Source organism: Pseudomonas yamanorum, from assembly GCF_013386765.1.
Taxonomy (GTDB): domain Bacteria; phylum Pseudomonadota; class Gammaproteobacteria; order Pseudomonadales; family Pseudomonadaceae; genus Aquipseudomonas; species Aquipseudomonas yamanorum_A.
On the sequence record NZ_JACARE010000014.1, the window covers coordinates 84,353 to 101,524 of the forward strand.

The window sequence follows — 17,172 nt, forward strand, 5'->3', positions numbered from 1 at the left end:
GGGTTCACGGGCGGGTCTCGGTCCTATCTACTATTTTTTTGGAGGTGCATCTGCTCTGACAGCAAGAGTTTACTCCGGTATCAATCTGTTGATTTTGGAGTAAAGCCCTTTGGTGAAAACATCCCGGTCGCTCGACCGGTGACACCGCTGATGGCAATTGGGGCACAAGGCTACAGCATTGGTGATGCGATCCGAACCCTTCTGGGCGAGGTGCCTGACGTGATGTACTTCAAGAAATGGCTGACCGTCGACCTCGAAAGGCGCGTTCGAGCCGCAGCCTTCGCAGATGCCATTGGCTTCTTTCAGTACCCAGGCGCGCACCTTCGGGTCGCGAACGAAGGCGGTGCTGACGGTCGACACTTTCTGCGGCTGGGCAATGCCATCCGGTAACTTATGGAAAGGTTGTTGCTGCAGTTTGGATGCGCGGCGGATAAGCGTTTGCTCGTCTGCCGTTTGGGCGGCGTCTTCGGATTCGAATACACCGTGCGCCGCAAGCGCTTGGCGGATGCGTTGCTCTACGCCTGAGCCTACGTTCTTCGCAGGCTTATAACCCTCGATACGGTCCCAGCCCATACGCACGAGAACAGTGGAGATGTTTTGCATGCGGAACTCGATGGAACCCTTCGCGCGGCCTACCACCGGGCCTTCACGTAGCAGACGGTTTTCGAGTGCTTTGTTGAAAGGTTGGCCGTTTTTTTCCCATGCCAACATCTTCAAATAGGCCTCGACCGCCGCAGCCAATTCCGAGTCGTTCCAGTCCGTTTTGTCTTTCGTAATATCCATACAGCCGCCGAGGGTAGAAAACCCTCGGACGATACTGAGTGGCCATTATTACGTCTATGAAATTTCCTACGGCTCAGTCGGATTTGGCGGTCGTATATGCCAGGAAAATCGCTGCTTCATTCGGAAAGTCTGAGTCAGCTTTCGCCACCACGGCGTTCTTGCTGACTCCCTTCGGCAGGTTCTGGTCACCAACAGATACGGCATATCCCTGAGCCGTATCCAACCTTCATCTTGCCAATGCAGCAGGTTTAACGACATCCCCGGCCAATCCAGCATGCTTAGCAACGGCCGCTCGACCGTTCTTGGCTGACGCTCGTCTCGTAAAGTGGGGATAACTTCATGAGTGAGCCAACCACGTAGCAACCTGTTCTCCGGCGCGTAGTGATAGACCAGCAACGCGTAGGCGCCGGACTCGCTGATCATCAGCATTTCTTCCGGTTGACCGTGAAACAGCAATCGCAGGCTTTGCCGCTGATCCTGATCAAGCTTACGAGTCGTTCGCTCATCCAGATATAGCCCCATCAGCCGCCCCAGATCGCGGGCACAGAACCAGGGTTGGTTTTCTAAAAGAAGGGCATGAAGGTGAAGATTATGGCGAGTGAAAACGATGGCAATAGAAGGCTCGGGCGTGGCTACTTTCTTGGCCGCCGACAAGTCGAACAAATATTGACTAGGCATTTCCTATGACCTCTACGTGGATTTTGGGAGGGCCAGAGCCCAACGTAGAGAGCGGATTTAAGAAACTCCAACTTGCGTGGCCTCAATACAGTATTAATTCCGCATGAGTTCAGGCAGATTTTTGACTGTATGGGTGAGGCTGGCTTCTACGTTGGGCGTTTCTTAGGCACCGGCGGACGAGACTATCAGTATCGAAATTCGCATCAATCATTCTGTGGATGATCTTCGCGTAAGAAGAATCTTGTTCAGATCAACGAGCACAAAAAAGCCCTGAACAAGTCAGGGCTTTTTAATCTCACTTGGCTCAGGAATCAATCCCAGCTCAGCGCCCCACCAGTCTGATACTCAATAACCCGAGTCTCAAAGAAATTCTTCTCTTTCTTCAAGTCCATGATCTCGCTCATCCACGGGAACGGATTCGTCGTCCCTGGATACTCTTCCTTCAACCCAATCTGCGACAGACGACGGTTCGCGATGAACTTGAGGTAATCCTCCATCATCGCCGCATTCATCCCCAGCACTCCACGCGGCATGGTATCGCGAGCGTATTCAATCTCCAGCTGAGTCCCTTGCAGGATCATCTGGGTCGCTTCTTCCTTCATCTCGGCATCCCACAAATGCGGGTTTTCGATTTTGATCTGGTTGATCACATCGATACCGAAGTTCAGGTGCATCGACTCATCCCGCAGGATGTACTGGAACTGCTCGGCCACCCCGGTCATTTTGTTGCGACGGCCCATGGACAAAATCTGGGTGAAGCCGCAATAGAAGAAGATGCCTTCCAGTACGCAGTAGTAAGCCACCAGGTTACGCAGCAACTCTTTATCAGTCTCGACGGTACCGGTTTCGAACTTCGGATCGGAGATCGAACGGGTGTACTTCAAGCCCCAGGCAGCCTTTTTGGCGACCGATGGAATCTCGTGGTACATGTTGAAGATCTCGCCTTCATCCATGGCCAGGGATTCGATGCAGTACTGGTAGGCGTGGGTATGGATCGCTTCTTCGAAGGCCTGACGCAGGATGTACTGGCGGCACTCCGGGTTGGTGATCAGGCGGTAAACAGCCAGTACCAGGTTGTTCGCGACCAACGAGTCGGCGGTGGAGAAGAAACCGAGGTTGCGCATCACGATGCGGCGTTCGTCGTCGGTCAGGCCTTCGGGGTTTTTCCACAGGGCGATGTCGGCGGTCATGTTGACCTCTTGCGGCATCCAGTGGTTGGCGCAGCCGTCGAGGTATTTCTGCCAGGCCCAGTCGTACTTGAAGGGTACGAGTTGGTTGAGGTCGGCGCGGCAGTTGATCATGCGCTTTTCGTCAACGGCGACGCGGGCGGCGGAGCCTTCGAGCTCGGCGAGGCCTTCGGCGACGTCGAGTTTGTCGAGTGCAGCCTTGGCGCGCACGATGGCGGCGGAGTCGGCGGCGGTGACGGCGCGGGCTTCGATGGCGGCAGCAGCGCCGGCACCGTCGAGGCGGTCCATGTTGGCTTCGGTGGCGTGGCCGGCGTTGGCGCCTTTGGCAACTACTTCGCCGTCTTCTTCTTTGTCGAACTCGTCCCAGCTCAGCATGACGTGTCGTCTCCTGCGTGAGGGCTCTAAGGTGCCCGTGTGAAACCGGATGGTTGGGTGTTCACACGGCCCAAAGGCCGCGGTGGATCTTAAGGAATCGTTTGTTGCAGCTAGCGCACGCATTAAACGGAATCAGGGTTACGGGTGTTCTGCTTGAGGCTTGAGGGGCGGAGCAGTGCTTGCGAGCTCCAGCGGGGGCCTCAGGTCTGGCTCTTCATCCCAGTGTAAAGGGATATTGCAGGCCCGATTTACCCGCGCATTATAGGGAAAAATTCGGCTTTGTGTTGCGGCGGATGGCCACGGATCGCAGACAAAAAGCCTGCTTTTCGAGCCAGAGCGCGGGTTTGTTGGGGTTGGCTGGAAGGACGAGCGGTAGGATTTTTTTCGAGGGGGTGAAGCGGGGCGATGGTGGGGCCGGCTCTTTGCCGCAAGAACGATTTCTTGCGGCGAATAAGTTCAGGTTCAGTTCAAACTAACGAAGTTATTATCCGTTAGAGCAACCGTTACCCATCACTTGGTATTGAAGAATATGACGCTGACCTTGTGAGTCTTCATATTCCATTTTTACCGGTACAACTTGGCATACATTCGGAACTTCACTCATGGACAATACTTTGGCAACGTCCAGGTGGGTGCTGTAGGTGTAGTCTTCAACAATCGGAGTGCTCTGGCTGGCTACGTCAGTCGGGGCTTCGTCGGCCAGGGCGGCAGTGGCGCACAAGCTGCTAAGGGCCATAACTAATAACGCTTTCATTTGACTATTTACCTTTTGGCGGTCGAAAGGGGTCACGGGGCCCTTGTGAGGCCACGTGTGTAACTAGAGTTGGTAAGTTCGGATTAACGTGCCTTCGTGGGGGCTGTAACTTGGTTAATCACGGTGCCTTGGTTGGCGGAGTTGATTTTAGGCGCCTCGCTTATATTCATATACCCGTGCTTTTGATAAACACTATTGGCGGTTTTTGTAACAATCGCGAAATGAAGGTTTTTTCAGAAACCTGCAAAGCGCCACAGGCCGCGGGCCAGAGCGCCGCCAGGGTATAGGTGGGCAATTTGTAGGGGCTTGTTACTACCATCGTCGAATGGTTCTATAGGCTCGGCCCGGCTACAACAGGGCCATACAACAACAACTATGTCACCGAGGTAAGAAAGATGAGTGCGGCTTCTCTGTACCCCGTTCGCCCCGAAGTAGCAGCCAATACGCTGACCGATGAGGCGACCTACAAGGCCATGTACCAGCAGTCGGTGGTCAACCCCGACGGTTTCTGGCGCGAGCAAGCCAAGCGCCTTGACTGGATCAAGCCTTTCACCACGGTGAAGCAGACCTCCTTCGACGATCACCATGTCGACATCAAGTGGTTTGCCGACGGCACCCTCAACGTTTCCTACAACTGCCTGGACCGTCATCTCGCCGAGCGCGGCGATCAGGCGGCAATCATCTGGGAGGGCGATGACCCGGCCGAAAGCCGCACCATCACCTACCGCGAGCTGCATGAAGAAGTCTGCAAGTTCGCCAACGCCCTGCGCGGCCAGGATGTGCATCGCGGCGACGTGGTGACTATCTATATGCCGATGATTCCCGAAGCTGCGGTCGCCATGCTGGCCTGTGCCCGGATCGGTGCGATTCACTCGGTGGTGTTTGGCGGGTTTTCGCCAGAGGCCCTGGCCGGTCGGATCATCGACTGCAAATCCAAGGTGGTGATCACCGCCGACGAAGGCATTCGTGCCGGCAAGAAAATTTCCCTGAAGGCCAACGTCGACGACGCCCTGACCAACCCGGAAACCAGCAGCATCCAGAAAGTCATCGTGTGCAAGCGCACCGGCGGCAACATCAAGTGGAACCAGCATCGCGACATCTGGTACGAAGACCTGATGAAAGTGGCGGGCACCGTGTGCGCGCCGAAAGAGATGGGCGCCGAAGAAGCACTGTTCATCCTTTACACCTCGGGCTCCACCGGCAAGCCGAAGGGCGTGCAGCACACCACCGGCGGCTATCTGCTATATGCAGCCCTGACCCACGAGCGCGTGTTCGACTACCGCCCGGGCGAAATCTACTGGTGCACCGCCGACGTCGGCTGGGTCACCGGCCACACCTATATCGTCTATGGCCCGCTGGCCAACGGCGCGACCACGCTGATGTTCGAAGGCGTGCCGAACTACCCGGACATCACCCGGGTGGCGAAGATCGTCGACAAGCACCAGGTCAACATCCTCTACACCGCACCGACCGCGATCCGCGCCATGATGGCTTCCGGCACCGCCGCCTGCGAAGGCGCCGATGGCAGCAGCTTGCGCCTGCTGGGTTCGGTGGGTGAGCCGATTAACCCGGAAGCGTGGGACTGGTACTACAAGAACGTCGGCCAATCCCGTTGCCCGATCGTGGACACCTGGTGGCAGACCGAAACCGGCGGCAACATGATGAGCCCTCTGCCGGGCGCCCATGCGCTCAAGCCGGGTTCGGCGGCACGTCCGTTCTTCGGTGTGGTGCCGGCGCTGGTGGATAACCTGGGCAACCTGATCGAAGGCGTGGCCGAGGGTAACCTGGTGATTCTCGATTCGTGGCCAGGCCAGGCACGTACGCTGTATGGCGACCATGACCGGTTTGTGGACACGTACTTCAAGACCTTCCGCGGCATGTATTTCACCGGTGACGGTGCGCGTCGTGACGAGGATGGCTACTACTGGATCACCGGTCGGGTGGACGACGTGCTCAACGTGTCCGGCCACCGCATGGGTACCGCCGAGATCGAAAGCGCGATGGTTGCCCACCCGAAAGTCGCGGAAGCGGCGGTGGTGGGTGTGCCTCACGACATCAAGGGCCAGGGCATCTATGTGTATGTCACGCTGAAAAACGGCGAAGAGCCGAATGAAGCGCTGCGCCTGGAGTTGAAAAACTGGGTGCGCAAAGAGATCGGGCCGATTGCTTCGCCGGATGTGATCCAGTGGGCGCCGGGCTTGCCGAAGACCCGTTCGGGGAAAATCATGCGCCGGATTCTGCGCAAGATTGCGACGGCTGAGTACGACGGGTTGGGGGATATCTCCACCCTGGCGGACCCGGGGGTGGTGGCGCAGTTGATCGAGACGCACAAGACCATGAACGTCGCGTAAGGCGGGGTTGTAGGGCAAAGCCCCATTCGGCGTAGGCCGGGTGGGGCTTTTTTGTGAGGAGCGGCAAATGCCACTGCCAAGACCGGATTAATGTGGGAGCTGGCTTGCCTGCGATGGCGGCGTATCAGACCCCACTGTGTTGGCTGGCCCACCGCTATCGCAGGCAAGCCAGCTCCCACAGTGAATCGCATTCCAACTCCCACACCAATAAATATCGGTTTTCATCGTAGGAAGTTTCTGAATGTTACCGAGCCCCGCAAATGTGTAACCCCACGCCCAAACATGAGGCAAAGTGCTACGCCCATGCCCCGAAAACCCGCGTTTTAGACGCCCTGTAAAATTAGATCCAACGCTACACTTGCCGTGCTAGAAGGGTTTGCGAATAATAGGCCCGCAATTTGCAGCGTTAACAGGTTTAATATCTTTTGCCTCTGCATAAAATCCAGGGGCTGTCAATGTGCTGGAACCGCTTTCTCGGTGCTTCTGTAAATTGTTGTCGCATTGAGGAAATATCGGCTTCCGGCCTGTCGTTAGAATGCCGATCACTCGCTCGTCGTCGCCGATGTTGAACTGGCGTAGGACGCAGCAACGCTATTCGGTTTCACTCAGTCGCATCGTGGGCTCTGGCTCATACTGCTGTTTTGCCCTATACCGATGGAGTCCCAAGATGAAGAAACTCGTGCTGTTGGGCGCCCTGGCGCTGTCCGTGCTGTCCATGCAGGCTTTCGCCGAAGGCAAGCCCCTGAAGATTGGTATTGAAGCGGCTTACCCTCCGTTTGCCTCCAAGGCACCGGATGGCAGCATCGTCGGTTTTGACTACGACATCGGCAACGCCCTGTGCGAGCAGATGCAGGTCAAGTGCACCTGGGTCGAGCAGGAATTCGACGGCCTGATCCCAGCGCTGAAAGTGCGCAAGATCGACGCCATCCTGTCCTCGATGTCCATCACTGAAGACCGCAAGAAGTCCGTGGACTTCACCAACCGTTACTACCTGACCCCGGCTCGCCTGGTGTTGAAGGAAGGCACTGCCGTCAGCGATAGCCTGGATGAACTGAAAGGCAAGAAGATCGGCGTGCAACGCGGTTCGATCCACGACCGTTTCGCCAAGGAAGTGCTGGCTCCCAAAGGCGCCACCATTGTTCCTTACAGCTCGCAGAACGAAATCTACCTGGACGTGGAAGCCGGTCGCCTTGATGGCACCGTGGCCGACGCCACCCTGTTGCAGGAAGGCTTCCTCGACACGCCAGCCGGTAAAGGCTACGCGTTCACCGGCCCGGCCTTCACCGACGCCAAGTACTTCGGCGACGGCATCGGCATCGCCGTGCGTAAAGGCGACAAGGAAAACCTGGACCGTATCAACGCTGCAATCGCCGCGATCCGTGCCAACGGCAAGTACAAGGCAATCCAGGACAAGTACTTCAACTTCGACATTTACGGCCCAGAAGCCAAGTAAACCGTCGCAGCTGTCTGTCCGCAATGGCGCAAGCAACAGGGTCTCTGAAGTTTGCGCCATTTTTTCATCCCCCTTTTCGAGGACCTGAATCATGTTGAAAGGCTACGGGGCCGTCATCCTCGATGGCGCATGGTTGACGCTTCAGCTCGCCTTGTCGTCCATGGCCTTGGCCATTGTTCTGGGTCTGATCGGGGTCGCGTTACGCCTGTCGCCGGTGCGCTGGTTGGCCTGGCTGGGCGACCTGTACTCCACGGTGATCCGCGGGATCCCCGACCTGGTGCTGATCCTGCTGATTTTCTACGGCGGTCAGGACCTGCTTAACCGCGTTGCGCCGCTGCTCGGCTACAACGACTACATTGACTTGAACCCCTTGGCCGCCGGTATCGGCACCCTGGGTTTCATCTTTGGCGCCTACCTTTCGGAAACCTTCCGTGGCGCCTTCATGGCCATTCCCAAGGGCCAGGCCGAGGCCGGCCTTGCTTATGGCATGAGCCCCTTCCAGGTGTTTTTCCGGGTGATGGTGCCGCAGATGATTCGGCTGGCGATCCCTGGGTTTACCAACAACTGGCTGGTACTGACCAAGGCCACCGCACTGATTTCGGTGGTGGGCCTGCAAGACATGATGTTCAAGGCCAAGCAGGCGGCAGACGCCACCCGCGAACCTTTTACCTTCTTCCTCGCAGTGGCGGCGATGTACCTGGTGATCACCAGCGTGTCGTTGCTGGCCCTGCGTCATCTTGAGAAGCGCTACTCGGTAGGCGTAAAGGCGGCTGATCTATGATCTTCGACTACAACGTCATCTGGGAGGCCATGCCGCTGTACCTCGGCGGCTTGCTGACCACCCTGAAACTGCTGGCCATTTCGCTGTTCTTCGGCTTGCTCGCAGCCTTGCCCCTGGGCCTGATGCGCGTGTCCAAGCAGCCGATCGTCAATGGCGTGGCCTGGCTGTACACCTACGTGATTCGCGGCACGCCGATGCTGGTGCAGCTGTTCTTGATCTACTACGGCCTGGCCCAGTTTGAAGCGGTGCGTGAAAGCTTCCTGTGGCCACTGCTGTCCAGCGCGACCTTCTGCGCATGCCTGGCCTTCGCGGTGAACACCAGCGCCTACACCGCCGAAATCATCGCCGGCAGCCTCAAGGCCACGCCCCATGGCGAGATCGAAGCGGCCAAGGCCATGGGCATGTCGCGCTACAAGCTGTATCGCCGGATCCTGCTGCCATCGGCCCTGCGCCGGGCGCTGCCGCAATACAGCAACGAAGTGATCATGATGCTCCAGACCACCAGCCTGGCCTCCATCGTCACCCTGATCGACATCACCGGTGCCGCGCGCACGGTAAACGCCCAGTACTACTTGCCGTTCGAAGCCTATATCACCGCCGGCGCGTTCTACCTGTGCCTGACTTTCATCCTGGTGCGCCTGTTCAAGTTGGCCGAAGGCCGCTGGCTGAGCTACCTGGCTCCACGGAAGCATTGATATGGAACGTATCGATCACCTGTTGCCCTGGGGTCATCTGGGCTGCGAACGCCAGCTGACGGTGTTCCGTTTCGGCAGCGGCGAGCGCAAGGCTTATATCCAGGCCAGCCTGCACGCCGATGAATTGCCCGGCATGCGGGCCGCCTGGGAGCTGAAAAAGCGCCTGGCCGAACTGGAACAGCAAGGCGCCCTCAACGGCGTGATCGAACTGGTGCCGGTGGCCAATCCGATGGGCCTGGGGCAACTGCTGCAAGGCAGCCACCAAGGGCGTTTCGAGATCGGCAGCGGCAAGAATTTCAACCGCGATTTTGTTGAGTTGAGCGCGCCGGTTGCCGAGTTGCTCGAAGGCAAATTGGGTGATGATCCCCACGCCAACGTGCGCATGATCCGCCAGGCCATGAGTGATGCACTCAATGCATTGCCCGAGCCGAGCAGCCAGCTGCAAGGCATGCAGCGCATCCTGCTGAGTCATGCCTGCACCGCCGATGTGGTGCTCGACTTGCATTGCGATGCCGAAGCCGCGCTGCACATGTACGCGCTGCCGCAGCACTGGCCGCAGTGGCGTTCGCTGTCGGCGCATTTGAATGTGAAGGTCGGCCTGCTGGCGGAAGATTCCGGCGGCAGCTCGTTTGACGAAGCCTGTTCGCTGCCGTGGCTGCGTTTGGCCCGGGCGTTCCCCGAGGCGCAGATTCCGTTGGCCTGCCTGGCGACGACATTGGAGTTGGGCGGCCAGGCCGATACCGGCCGTGACGAAGCGATTTTCCACGCCGAAGGCATCCTGGCGTTCCTTGCCGAGCAAGGCTTGATAACCGGGGAGTGGCCGAAAGCCGCCCACGAACCCTGCGAGGGCCTGCCCTTCGAAGGCACCGAGTTGTTGTTCGCGCCCCACGCCGGCGTGATCAGTTACCTGCGTAAAGCCGGAGATGTGGTGGAAGCCGGCGACCCGATATTTGAAGTGATCGATCCCTTGTCCGACCGCGTCAGCATTGTTTGCGCGGGTACGCCTGGGGTGTTGTTTGCCGTTGAACGGCTGCGTTATGCCCAAGCGGGTTTCTGGCTGGCCAAGGTGGCGGGGCGCGAAGCGCTGCGGCACGGGCGCTTGCTCAACGACTGACCAACTGTTTTTGTGAGAACCGACCGCATGTACAAACTTGAAGTCCAAGACCTGCATAAACGCTATGGCAGTCATGAAGTGCTCAAAGGTGTGTCCCTGGCCGCCGCGGCCGGTGATGTGATCAGCATCATCGGGTCCAGTGGCTCGGGCAAAAGTACCTTTTTGCGTTGCATCAACCTGCTGGAGCAACCCCACGCCGGCAAGATTCTGCTCAATAACGAAGAGCTGAAACTGGTGGCCAACAAGGACGGCGCGATGAAGGCCGCGGACCCGAAGCAGCTGCAGCGCATGCGTTCGCGACTGTCGATGGTGTTCCAGCACTTCAACCTGTGGTCCCACATGACCGCCCTGGAAAACGTCATGGAAGCGCCGGTGCATGTCCTGGGCATGTCGAAAAAAGACGCCCGGGAAAAGGCCGAGCACTACCTGGCTAAAGTGGGTGTGGGCCATCGTAAGGATGCATTCCCCGGCCACATGTCCGGCGGCGAACAGCAGCGCGTGGCGATTGCCCGTGCGTTGGCGATGGAGCCTGAGGTGATGCTGTTCGACGAACCTACCTCGGCCCTCGACCCGGAGCTGGTGGGTGAAGTGCTCAAAGTGATGCAGGACCTGGCCCAGGAAGGTCGGACCATGGTGGTGGTGACTCACGAAATGGGCTTTGCCCGTGAAGTCTCCAACCAGTTGGTGTTCCTGCACAAAGGCATCGTTGAGGAGCGTGGCAACCCGCGCGAAGTGCTGGTGAACCCGCAGTCCGAGCGTTTGCAGCAGTTTCTTTCCGGTAGCTTGAAGTAAACAGGGCTGCTGTTATGCACTGAATTAGTGCAAGCTTCACAGCTTTAAGGCTGGCCCCGATCCCCTGTAGGAGCTGGCTTGCCTGCGATGGCGATGTGTCTGTGCCAGAGGTGCAAGCTGACCCCCCGCTATCGCAGGCAAGCCAGCTCCCACATTAGATCTCTATATGTTTTGAGATTTGTGTTGGTTTACGGGCTAGCATTGGCCTTTGTCTTCATTACTGTTTTTCGCTTCGGATAGCACTCCATGACTGCCCATCGAATTGGTTTCCTGATTTGGCCCAGCACTAAAGCACTGACGCTTGCGCTGGCTGAGGAGGCCTTGCGCGTTGCTCAGCGGGTGCATCCGGACGTGGTGTACGAACTCTCGTTCCTGCAGGCCGAGCCGCCGATGGATGGCGCCTGGCAACTGCCGGGCGAACCTTGGGCCGGCAAGCTGGAAGGCTTTCAAAAGCTGTTCCTGCTGGCCGATGAGCCACCGACCGTCATCGCTTCCCAACTGAGCACCGCCCTCAAGCAACTGGTGCGTGCCGGCTGCGTGATTGGCGGTTTGTCGGCCGGCGTATACCCGTTGGCCCAACTCGGTTTGCTCGACGGTTACCGCGCCGCCGTGCACTGGCGCTGGCAGGACGATTTTGCCGAGCGCTTCCCCAAGGTCATCGCCACCAGCCATCTGTTCGACTGGGACCGTGATCGCTTGACCGCCTGCGGTGGCATGTCGGTACTCGATTTGCTGCTGGCGGTGCTGGCCCGTGATCACGGCGCCGAACTGGCGGGTGCCGTCTCCGAGGAGCTGGTGGTGGAGCGCATCCGTGAAGGCGGCGAGCGCCAGCGTATCCCGCTGCAAAACCGCCTGGGTTCCAGCCATCCAAAGCTGACCCAGGCCGTTCTGTTGATGGAAGCCAACATTGAAGAACCGCTGACCACCGACGAAATCGCCCAACACGTGTGCGTGTCCCGACGACAGCTCGAGCGCATCTTCAAGCAATACCTCAATCGCGTCCCCAGCCAGTACTACCTGGAACTGCGCCTGAACAAGGCCCGCCAGATGCTCATGCAAACCAGCAAGTCGATCATCCAGATCGGCCTGTCGTGCGGCTTCTCCTCGGGGCCGCACTTCTCCAGCGCCTACCGCAACTTCTTCGGCGCCACCCCCCGTGAAGACCGTAACCAGCGCCGCAGCAGTAGCCCGTTTGAATTGTCGTCGGTGCCTTCCGAGCGCGGTTAAGTCAACTTTCGGGCCGGGCGGTTATGCGGGCTCGTTGTCGATAACGGCTGATTACGCGCCTGGCATGGTTGGACAGAGGGTTGCCGTCCAATTGGAGTGCGATAAAGATTTTCGATGGCACTTCGAGCAACTCGGAGCCGATATTGCGGATGGCGTTGTCGCGCAAGTCCGCGTCGGAAAGCCGTCTCAAGGACAGCAGTCCGGGCGGTATTTCCCGGATGCCGGTGCTTTGCAAGTCCAGGACTGTAAGGTGTTGCATATTGCCAACCCTCGGGGTGGTGCCCAGCAGGTTGTCGCTCAAGTCCAGGTAGGTAAGCAGGTTCAAATTGCCGAGTTCTTCAGCGCCCATGGGCGTCAGTTGAATCTCGCACTGTGGCAGGATCAGCTCCTGCAACTCGGGCATCTGGAACACTTGGCGAGGGATCTGCCGCAAGCGGTAGTTTTGGATCGACAGGCTTCGTAGCTTGGGGAACGCTTCCAGGAACCGGCTGATATCCGAGGTGGCGCTTTCACCCACCAGCGCCAGTAACGAGACGTGATCGAAATTCGCACTCAGGGTCGGCAAATCTCCCAGCAGCGTGTCTTCGAACATCAATTCGTGAGTGATATGGGGGCTGTTGTTCGACGTGTCGATGCTGGTTTCCCGACGCCAACACGCTTCGAGCCGCTCCTTTAGCCTGTAGCGTTTGACCTGCTCACGGGCGCGCCGGTCTTCACTCAACTCAAATTCCAGTGTGGGGTGCTGTGTGGGTACATCGATTCGCCATTCTTCAAGATCAGCCGTGAGCTTGTCGTATTCGGCCTCCAGGCGAGTCAGCTCCACCCGCGCCAGTCTCAGGTCGCCCGGCATGCCGAAGTAGTAGAGGTTGCAATCGTTGGTGCTGAAGGTGGGGTAGAGCAGCTTGAGTCGCTCGATATCGACTTGTGGTGCGCTGACTTCCCAGCGTTCGCCTGTTTGCTGGAAGTGCATTTTTACGCGCTCGATGGTGGCTTCGGGGAAGGGGTTTTCCCCCAGGTCAAACCCTGCACTGACCTCCTCCGGCAGGTCAAAAAACGTATCGGGAAGCTCAGTGATTCGGTTGTTGCTGAGGATTGCGCTTTCCAGCAGGGGGCGGGTCAGCAGGCCTGCAGGCAACTGGTCGATACCGGTGGACGACAGGTCCAGATGCTTGAGGTGAGCCATCGCGCTGACGTCGGGGGTGATGCCCAACGGGTTGCTGTAGAGATCCAGCGAGACAAGGCGTGACATTGACGCCAGCAATGTCTGGCTCTGTGGGGTCAGGCGAATGCTGCAACCGTCGAGGGTCAAGTCAGTCAGGCGAGGTAGGTCCGCCAGCCCGTCGGGAAGGGTGCCGAGTGGAAAGTTGCGCAGTTCCAGTTGGCGTACCTGAGGGAAGTGACGAATAAACCCATGAACGCCCATGCTGCCTTCGTCGCCTGCCAGGCCGAGTGAGGCGACATGGTCGAACCGGGCGGTCAAGGTTGGCAACTGTCCCAAAATGGGCTCTTCATATATCAGGCTGTAGTCGTTGCCGGCGTCTTCCTCCAACTCACTGCGGTCGGTCTCCCTGCGCCAGCAGCGCTGGATTTCGTCAGCGAAGGCGCCGCGCTTTTGGTGTTCGTATGTGTGTACGGCTAGTGGTAACGGTGCCTGGGTTTGCGGGTGCGAGCGAGGTGTTTCAGCGACCCAGGTTGATAGGTCCTGGCTCAATTGCCCGTATTCGGCCTCTAACTGGAGCAGCCCCGACCGTGCACCGCCGGGTTGGCGGTTGAGCTCGCGGATTCGCTCTCGGATTTGTTCGGCGCTGTGGCTGGGGTAGAGCTCCTGAGCTCGTTGTTCCAGCGAGCGTGGGGTGCCCGGTATCGGCGTGGGGTGCGCCGGGGACGGGTAGCCGTTGTTGCCTCCAAGCAAACGCTGGATGGTTTTTGCTGCAGGCGGACGAACCGGGCGTTTTTCCAGGAGTGGCAGCAGCCGATCTCTGGGCAGCACCACCTTGGCAATCCCTTCGCGCAGTTGCGTTCCTTGCCGTATGTGCAGGTTCAGGCTGTTGCGTTCGCTATCCGGCAGAGCCTGGAGCACCGCGTTGTAGAAGTCGGTGCTGCCGTGCAGGTGTTGGCCTTCACTGTCATACGCCTGGTAATGACCTTCTTCGTGTACCAATACCTTGCGTGGTGTGTCGGGGGCGCCGCTGATGTGGTCGCGCAGCGGGCCTTCAAAGGTGTGTTCACGGACCTCCAGGCGTACCTTGCCGGACCAGCCTGGCAGCCTGGGCAGTGAGTGTAGTGCCAATGTGTGGCTGTCCGGATTGTCGGGGGTGTGCAGGTACAGGCCTTCATAGGCGCGGTTCAGGCGGGTTTCCTGGCGGGCCCAGCGTGCCAGGTCTTGCAGGCGCTTTGGCACCCGGCCGGTGTTGAGTTCAAGGCGTTCTGCGGGGGTGGCTTGGGATGCCAGGATGTCAGCCATCGTCGCCGGCAGGCCTGGAGCGTTGTCCATCAGGTGTTGCGCTTGTGCAATTGCAGGGCGGTTTACGGCGCGGTAATGGGATTCAAACACGCTGTTTTTTTGTGTTTGGGCGGCCTTTGCGAGTTGTTGTCTTAACGTTCGAGCGCGCACCTCCAGTGCGCGGGGTGGCTGGCCAAACTCTTCACCCAGCAGGGTTTTGATCTCGTTCTCGTTCAGTGCCAGCAGGATCGTATTGAGCAGGTCACCGTTTTTCAGTTGGCCTTGGTTGATGACCACCTGTGGTGCACGCGGGGTCGGTGCGTAGTGCCATAACGTTTTCCCCTGGCTGTCGACCACGCGCAGCGTACGGGTCTGTGGCCATGCCTCGGGGGTGCAGAGCAATTGCAGTTGGGTCATGGTTGAAGCCTGGCGGTATTGCGCCGGATCATCGCTGCTCATTTGGCGGATGAAGGTGTTGATGTCCCGCTCGATCTTGAAGCGTTTCAAGGTGTCGGCCAGCGCCGGTGGGGGCGGCTGATGCTGGACGTGCATTGCGCGCAGGGTGCTTTCATTAATGCCACTCACGTGTTGGATGTGCTCCAGCTCGGCGGTGCTGAAGGGCTCGGCGGGGTGGCCCAGCCTGCGAAGCAGGGTGCTGTTGTCCCAATACAGAGGCTGGTCCAGCTCGCTGTACCAGGCACCGTTGCCGTTATGCCAGACCTTGGGTTGGTAGGCATTGGGGCGGCTGGGGTGAGTGATGCTGAAGGCGTCTTTGCCCGGTAGCCTATTGAGTGAATAGGGCGTGTTGTCGATGGGTACCGCCGCTTGGTCGAGATGCTGATGGACGCCTTGTTCATCGGCAATTGAAGCGTCGGGCAGCGGTGTCTTGCGAGCGTAAGGTTTCAGGTCGGGATGCCAGAGGCGCTGCTGGCCATCGGGAAGCTGCACCGGTTTGAGGCCGTCGATGAAATCCCATAGTTCCTGGGGCAGTGCTTTGCGCAATACATCCTCTGCAATCGGTGCGCCTACGGCGAACATGCCCAATTGAACGAGGGTCTCCAGCAACGTCATGAAGTGGCTCAGGGCCTCGTTTGTCAGGCCCTCGGCCCAGTCGATGATCGACTCGAAGGTCTCATCCAGCACCTGATACAGGGTGTAGCCGATCATCAGCGCCCCCAGTGGCGGAAAAAACGGCGCGGCGACAAACGCGGCGATCTCCAGCAACGTGGTGGCGACTTTTTGCAGGGCGTCCCAGCGCTGCCAGCGGGCCTTGCGGTTGGCACTGGCGGTGGAGACGGCAGTGACGGCGGCGTCATTGATGATCTTGTTGAGTGTCTGCTGGTACAGATGGGTCAGTACGTCGCCGCTGATTTTTTTCACGGCAAATTGCAGGTTGGGTTTGCTGACCGGTGTTTCACGCCAGGTGGGCATTGGGTCGGTCGCCACATGCTGGTGCCAGGTCACGCGGCTCAGGCGTTGGTGCAGGTCGGCGAAGAAATAGGCGCGATCCTCATGGGCCACAAAGCGGCTGAAAAACTGCTGGTATGGCCGGCCGCGCAGTTTTTGCGTGAGGTCCAGCATAAACGCGGCGGAGGAGGCGTATTGCTTGATCGGCGACTCGGGATCATCCGGAATATAGGCGACGACGGGCACCGCTTGCAGGTAGCGCTCAAGGTCCGGGGCAAACAGCACAATGCCGGTCAATCTGGCTGACATCATCGTCAAGTCGTGGGCCTGCCAGAGTTTGCCGTCCAGGCGCATGCCTTGCAGGCCGTCGACGATGCCTTCAATCAGGCGTTGCGAGGGGCTGCCCAGGTCCTGCTTCGACACCGCCATGTGCAGGGCGGCCTTGAGCATGGCTTTGCGGGCTGCGTCGACTTTCAGTTGCAGCACGTCTGAAGTTACGGGTTCCAGCAGCTGCTGCGCCAGATAAGTCTGATAGTGGCCACCGATATCCAGGGTGCGGCACAGCTTTATAAAGGCCTGGATGCTCATGCGCTGTTCGAGGGTGTCGAGGATTTCGAGTTGCCCCGCAGTGGCCGTTTCCTGCACGTAGGACGACGCGCTTTCATGGGCGTTGGCCTGGGTCTCGTCGGGTTCGAAATTGTGCAGGGCGGCTTCCAGCAATGACACGGTCCAGGTGCGGGCGGCGCCGGAGCGGATGGGAAACCAGGGGATACTGGCGGGAATGTAGAGGCGGATCAGAGTCTTCTCCACATCGGGCTCCAGGGCGAACTGGTCCTTGAGGGCCTTTTGCAGCATCGGGCGGGCGAAGTCGTTGATGTTCAGCACGTTGGCCAGCGCCTGGTCCACCGGGTTCTGTGCGTCCCAGGCGTGGCCAATGAGGGCTTTGAGGGTGCGGTGATCGGTGTCTGAGGCGCGGCCGTACCAGGCCGGGATTGTCGGCGCGGTGCCTTTGAGTTGACGGTGCCTTTCGGGGCTGGCGTTGCCCAGCCACGGGGGGACGGCCTTGATCAGTTGTTGATAGTGAGGGCTTGAAGTGCGGTCGCTCATGGCAGCGGTTCCAAATGGGATGAAG

General features: G+C 58.9%; 12 protein-coding genes. 7 read left to right on the top strand and 5 right to left on the bottom strand.

The features are described from left to right. Nucleotides 1-69: 69 nt before the first annotated feature. The 4 genes from HX875_RS08780 to HX875_RS08795 form a co-directional block, all read right to left on the bottom strand. Nucleotides 70-783 (bottom strand): HNH endonuclease, encoded by a 714-nt coding sequence (locus HX875_RS08780; RefSeq protein WP_177042895.1) that lies wholly within the window; start codon nucleotides 781-783, stop codon nucleotides 70-72. Nucleotides 784-849: 66 nt separating this feature from the next. Continuing rightward, nucleotides 850-1,461, bottom strand: coding sequence for a BRO-N domain-containing protein (locus tag HX875_RS08785; RefSeq protein WP_177042896.1), 612 nt, complete (start codon nucleotides 1,459-1,461; stop codon nucleotides 850-852). 311 nt (nucleotides 1,462-1,772) lie between these two features. Beyond that, entirely contained in the window at nucleotides 1,773-3,023 is a 1,251-nt protein-coding gene (locus HX875_RS08790; protein WP_023659243.1) for a ribonucleotide-diphosphate reductase subunit beta, read from the bottom strand. A gap of 484 nt (nucleotides 3,024-3,507) precedes the next feature. Further along, nucleotides 3,508-3,777 carry a DUF2790 domain-containing protein gene (locus HX875_RS08795; RefSeq protein WP_177042897.1) on the bottom strand — a complete coding sequence of 90 codons (270 nt, stop codon included), beginning with the start codon at nucleotides 3,775-3,777 and terminating at the stop codon, nucleotides 3,508-3,510. 395 nt (nucleotides 3,778-4,172) lie between these two features. On the opposite strand from HX875_RS08795, the gene acs reads away from it, so the two are divergent. From acs to HX875_RS08830, 7 genes are all read left to right on the top strand, one after another. Continuing rightward, complete coding sequence (gene acs / locus HX875_RS08800) at nucleotides 4,173-6,128, top strand: acetate--CoA ligase (protein ID WP_177042898.1); 1,956 nt, start codon at nucleotides 4,173-4,175, stop codon at nucleotides 6,126-6,128. A gap of 667 nt (nucleotides 6,129-6,795) precedes the next feature. After that, on the top strand, nucleotides 6,796-7,581 hold the full coding sequence (locus tag HX875_RS08805) for an ABC transporter substrate-binding protein (protein WP_017475899.1): 786 nt from the start codon (nucleotides 6,796-6,798) through the stop codon (nucleotides 7,579-7,581). A gap of 91 nt (nucleotides 7,582-7,672) precedes the next feature. Continuing rightward, nucleotides 7,673-8,362, top strand: a complete 690-nt coding sequence (locus HX875_RS08810; RefSeq protein WP_003214341.1) for an ABC transporter permease — start codon at nucleotides 7,673-7,675, stop codon at nucleotides 8,360-8,362. Next, entirely contained in the window at nucleotides 8,359-9,057 is a 699-nt protein-coding gene (locus HX875_RS08815) for an ABC transporter permease (protein WP_010165618.1), read from the top strand. The genes HX875_RS08810 and HX875_RS08815 overlap by 4 nt, the downstream gene beginning before the upstream one ends. Nucleotide 9,058: 1 nt before the next feature. After that, nucleotides 9,059-10,171, top strand: a complete 1,113-nt coding sequence (locus HX875_RS08820) for a succinylglutamate desuccinylase/aspartoacylase family protein (RefSeq protein ID WP_177042899.1) — start codon at nucleotides 9,059-9,061, stop codon at nucleotides 10,169-10,171. A gap of 27 nt (nucleotides 10,172-10,198) precedes the next feature. Then, on the top strand, nucleotides 10,199-10,963 hold the full coding sequence (locus HX875_RS08825; protein WP_003214336.1) for an ABC transporter ATP-binding protein: 765 nt from the start codon (nucleotides 10,199-10,201) through the stop codon (nucleotides 10,961-10,963). 246 nt (nucleotides 10,964-11,209) lie between these two features. After that, a complete protein-coding gene (locus HX875_RS08830) occupies nucleotides 11,210-12,190 on the top strand; it encodes a GlxA family transcriptional regulator (RefSeq protein WP_008435259.1) in 981 nt (326 codons plus the stop codon). A 1-nt stretch (nucleotide 12,191) separates the two neighbouring features. Here HX875_RS08830 and HX875_RS08835 read toward each other — a convergent pair whose 3' ends face one another. Continuing rightward, on the bottom strand, nucleotides 12,192-17,147 hold the full coding sequence (locus tag HX875_RS08835; protein WP_177042900.1) for a leucine-rich repeat domain-containing protein: 4,956 nt from the start codon (nucleotides 17,145-17,147) through the stop codon (nucleotides 12,192-12,194). Nucleotides 17,148-17,172: the final 25 nt, after the last annotated feature.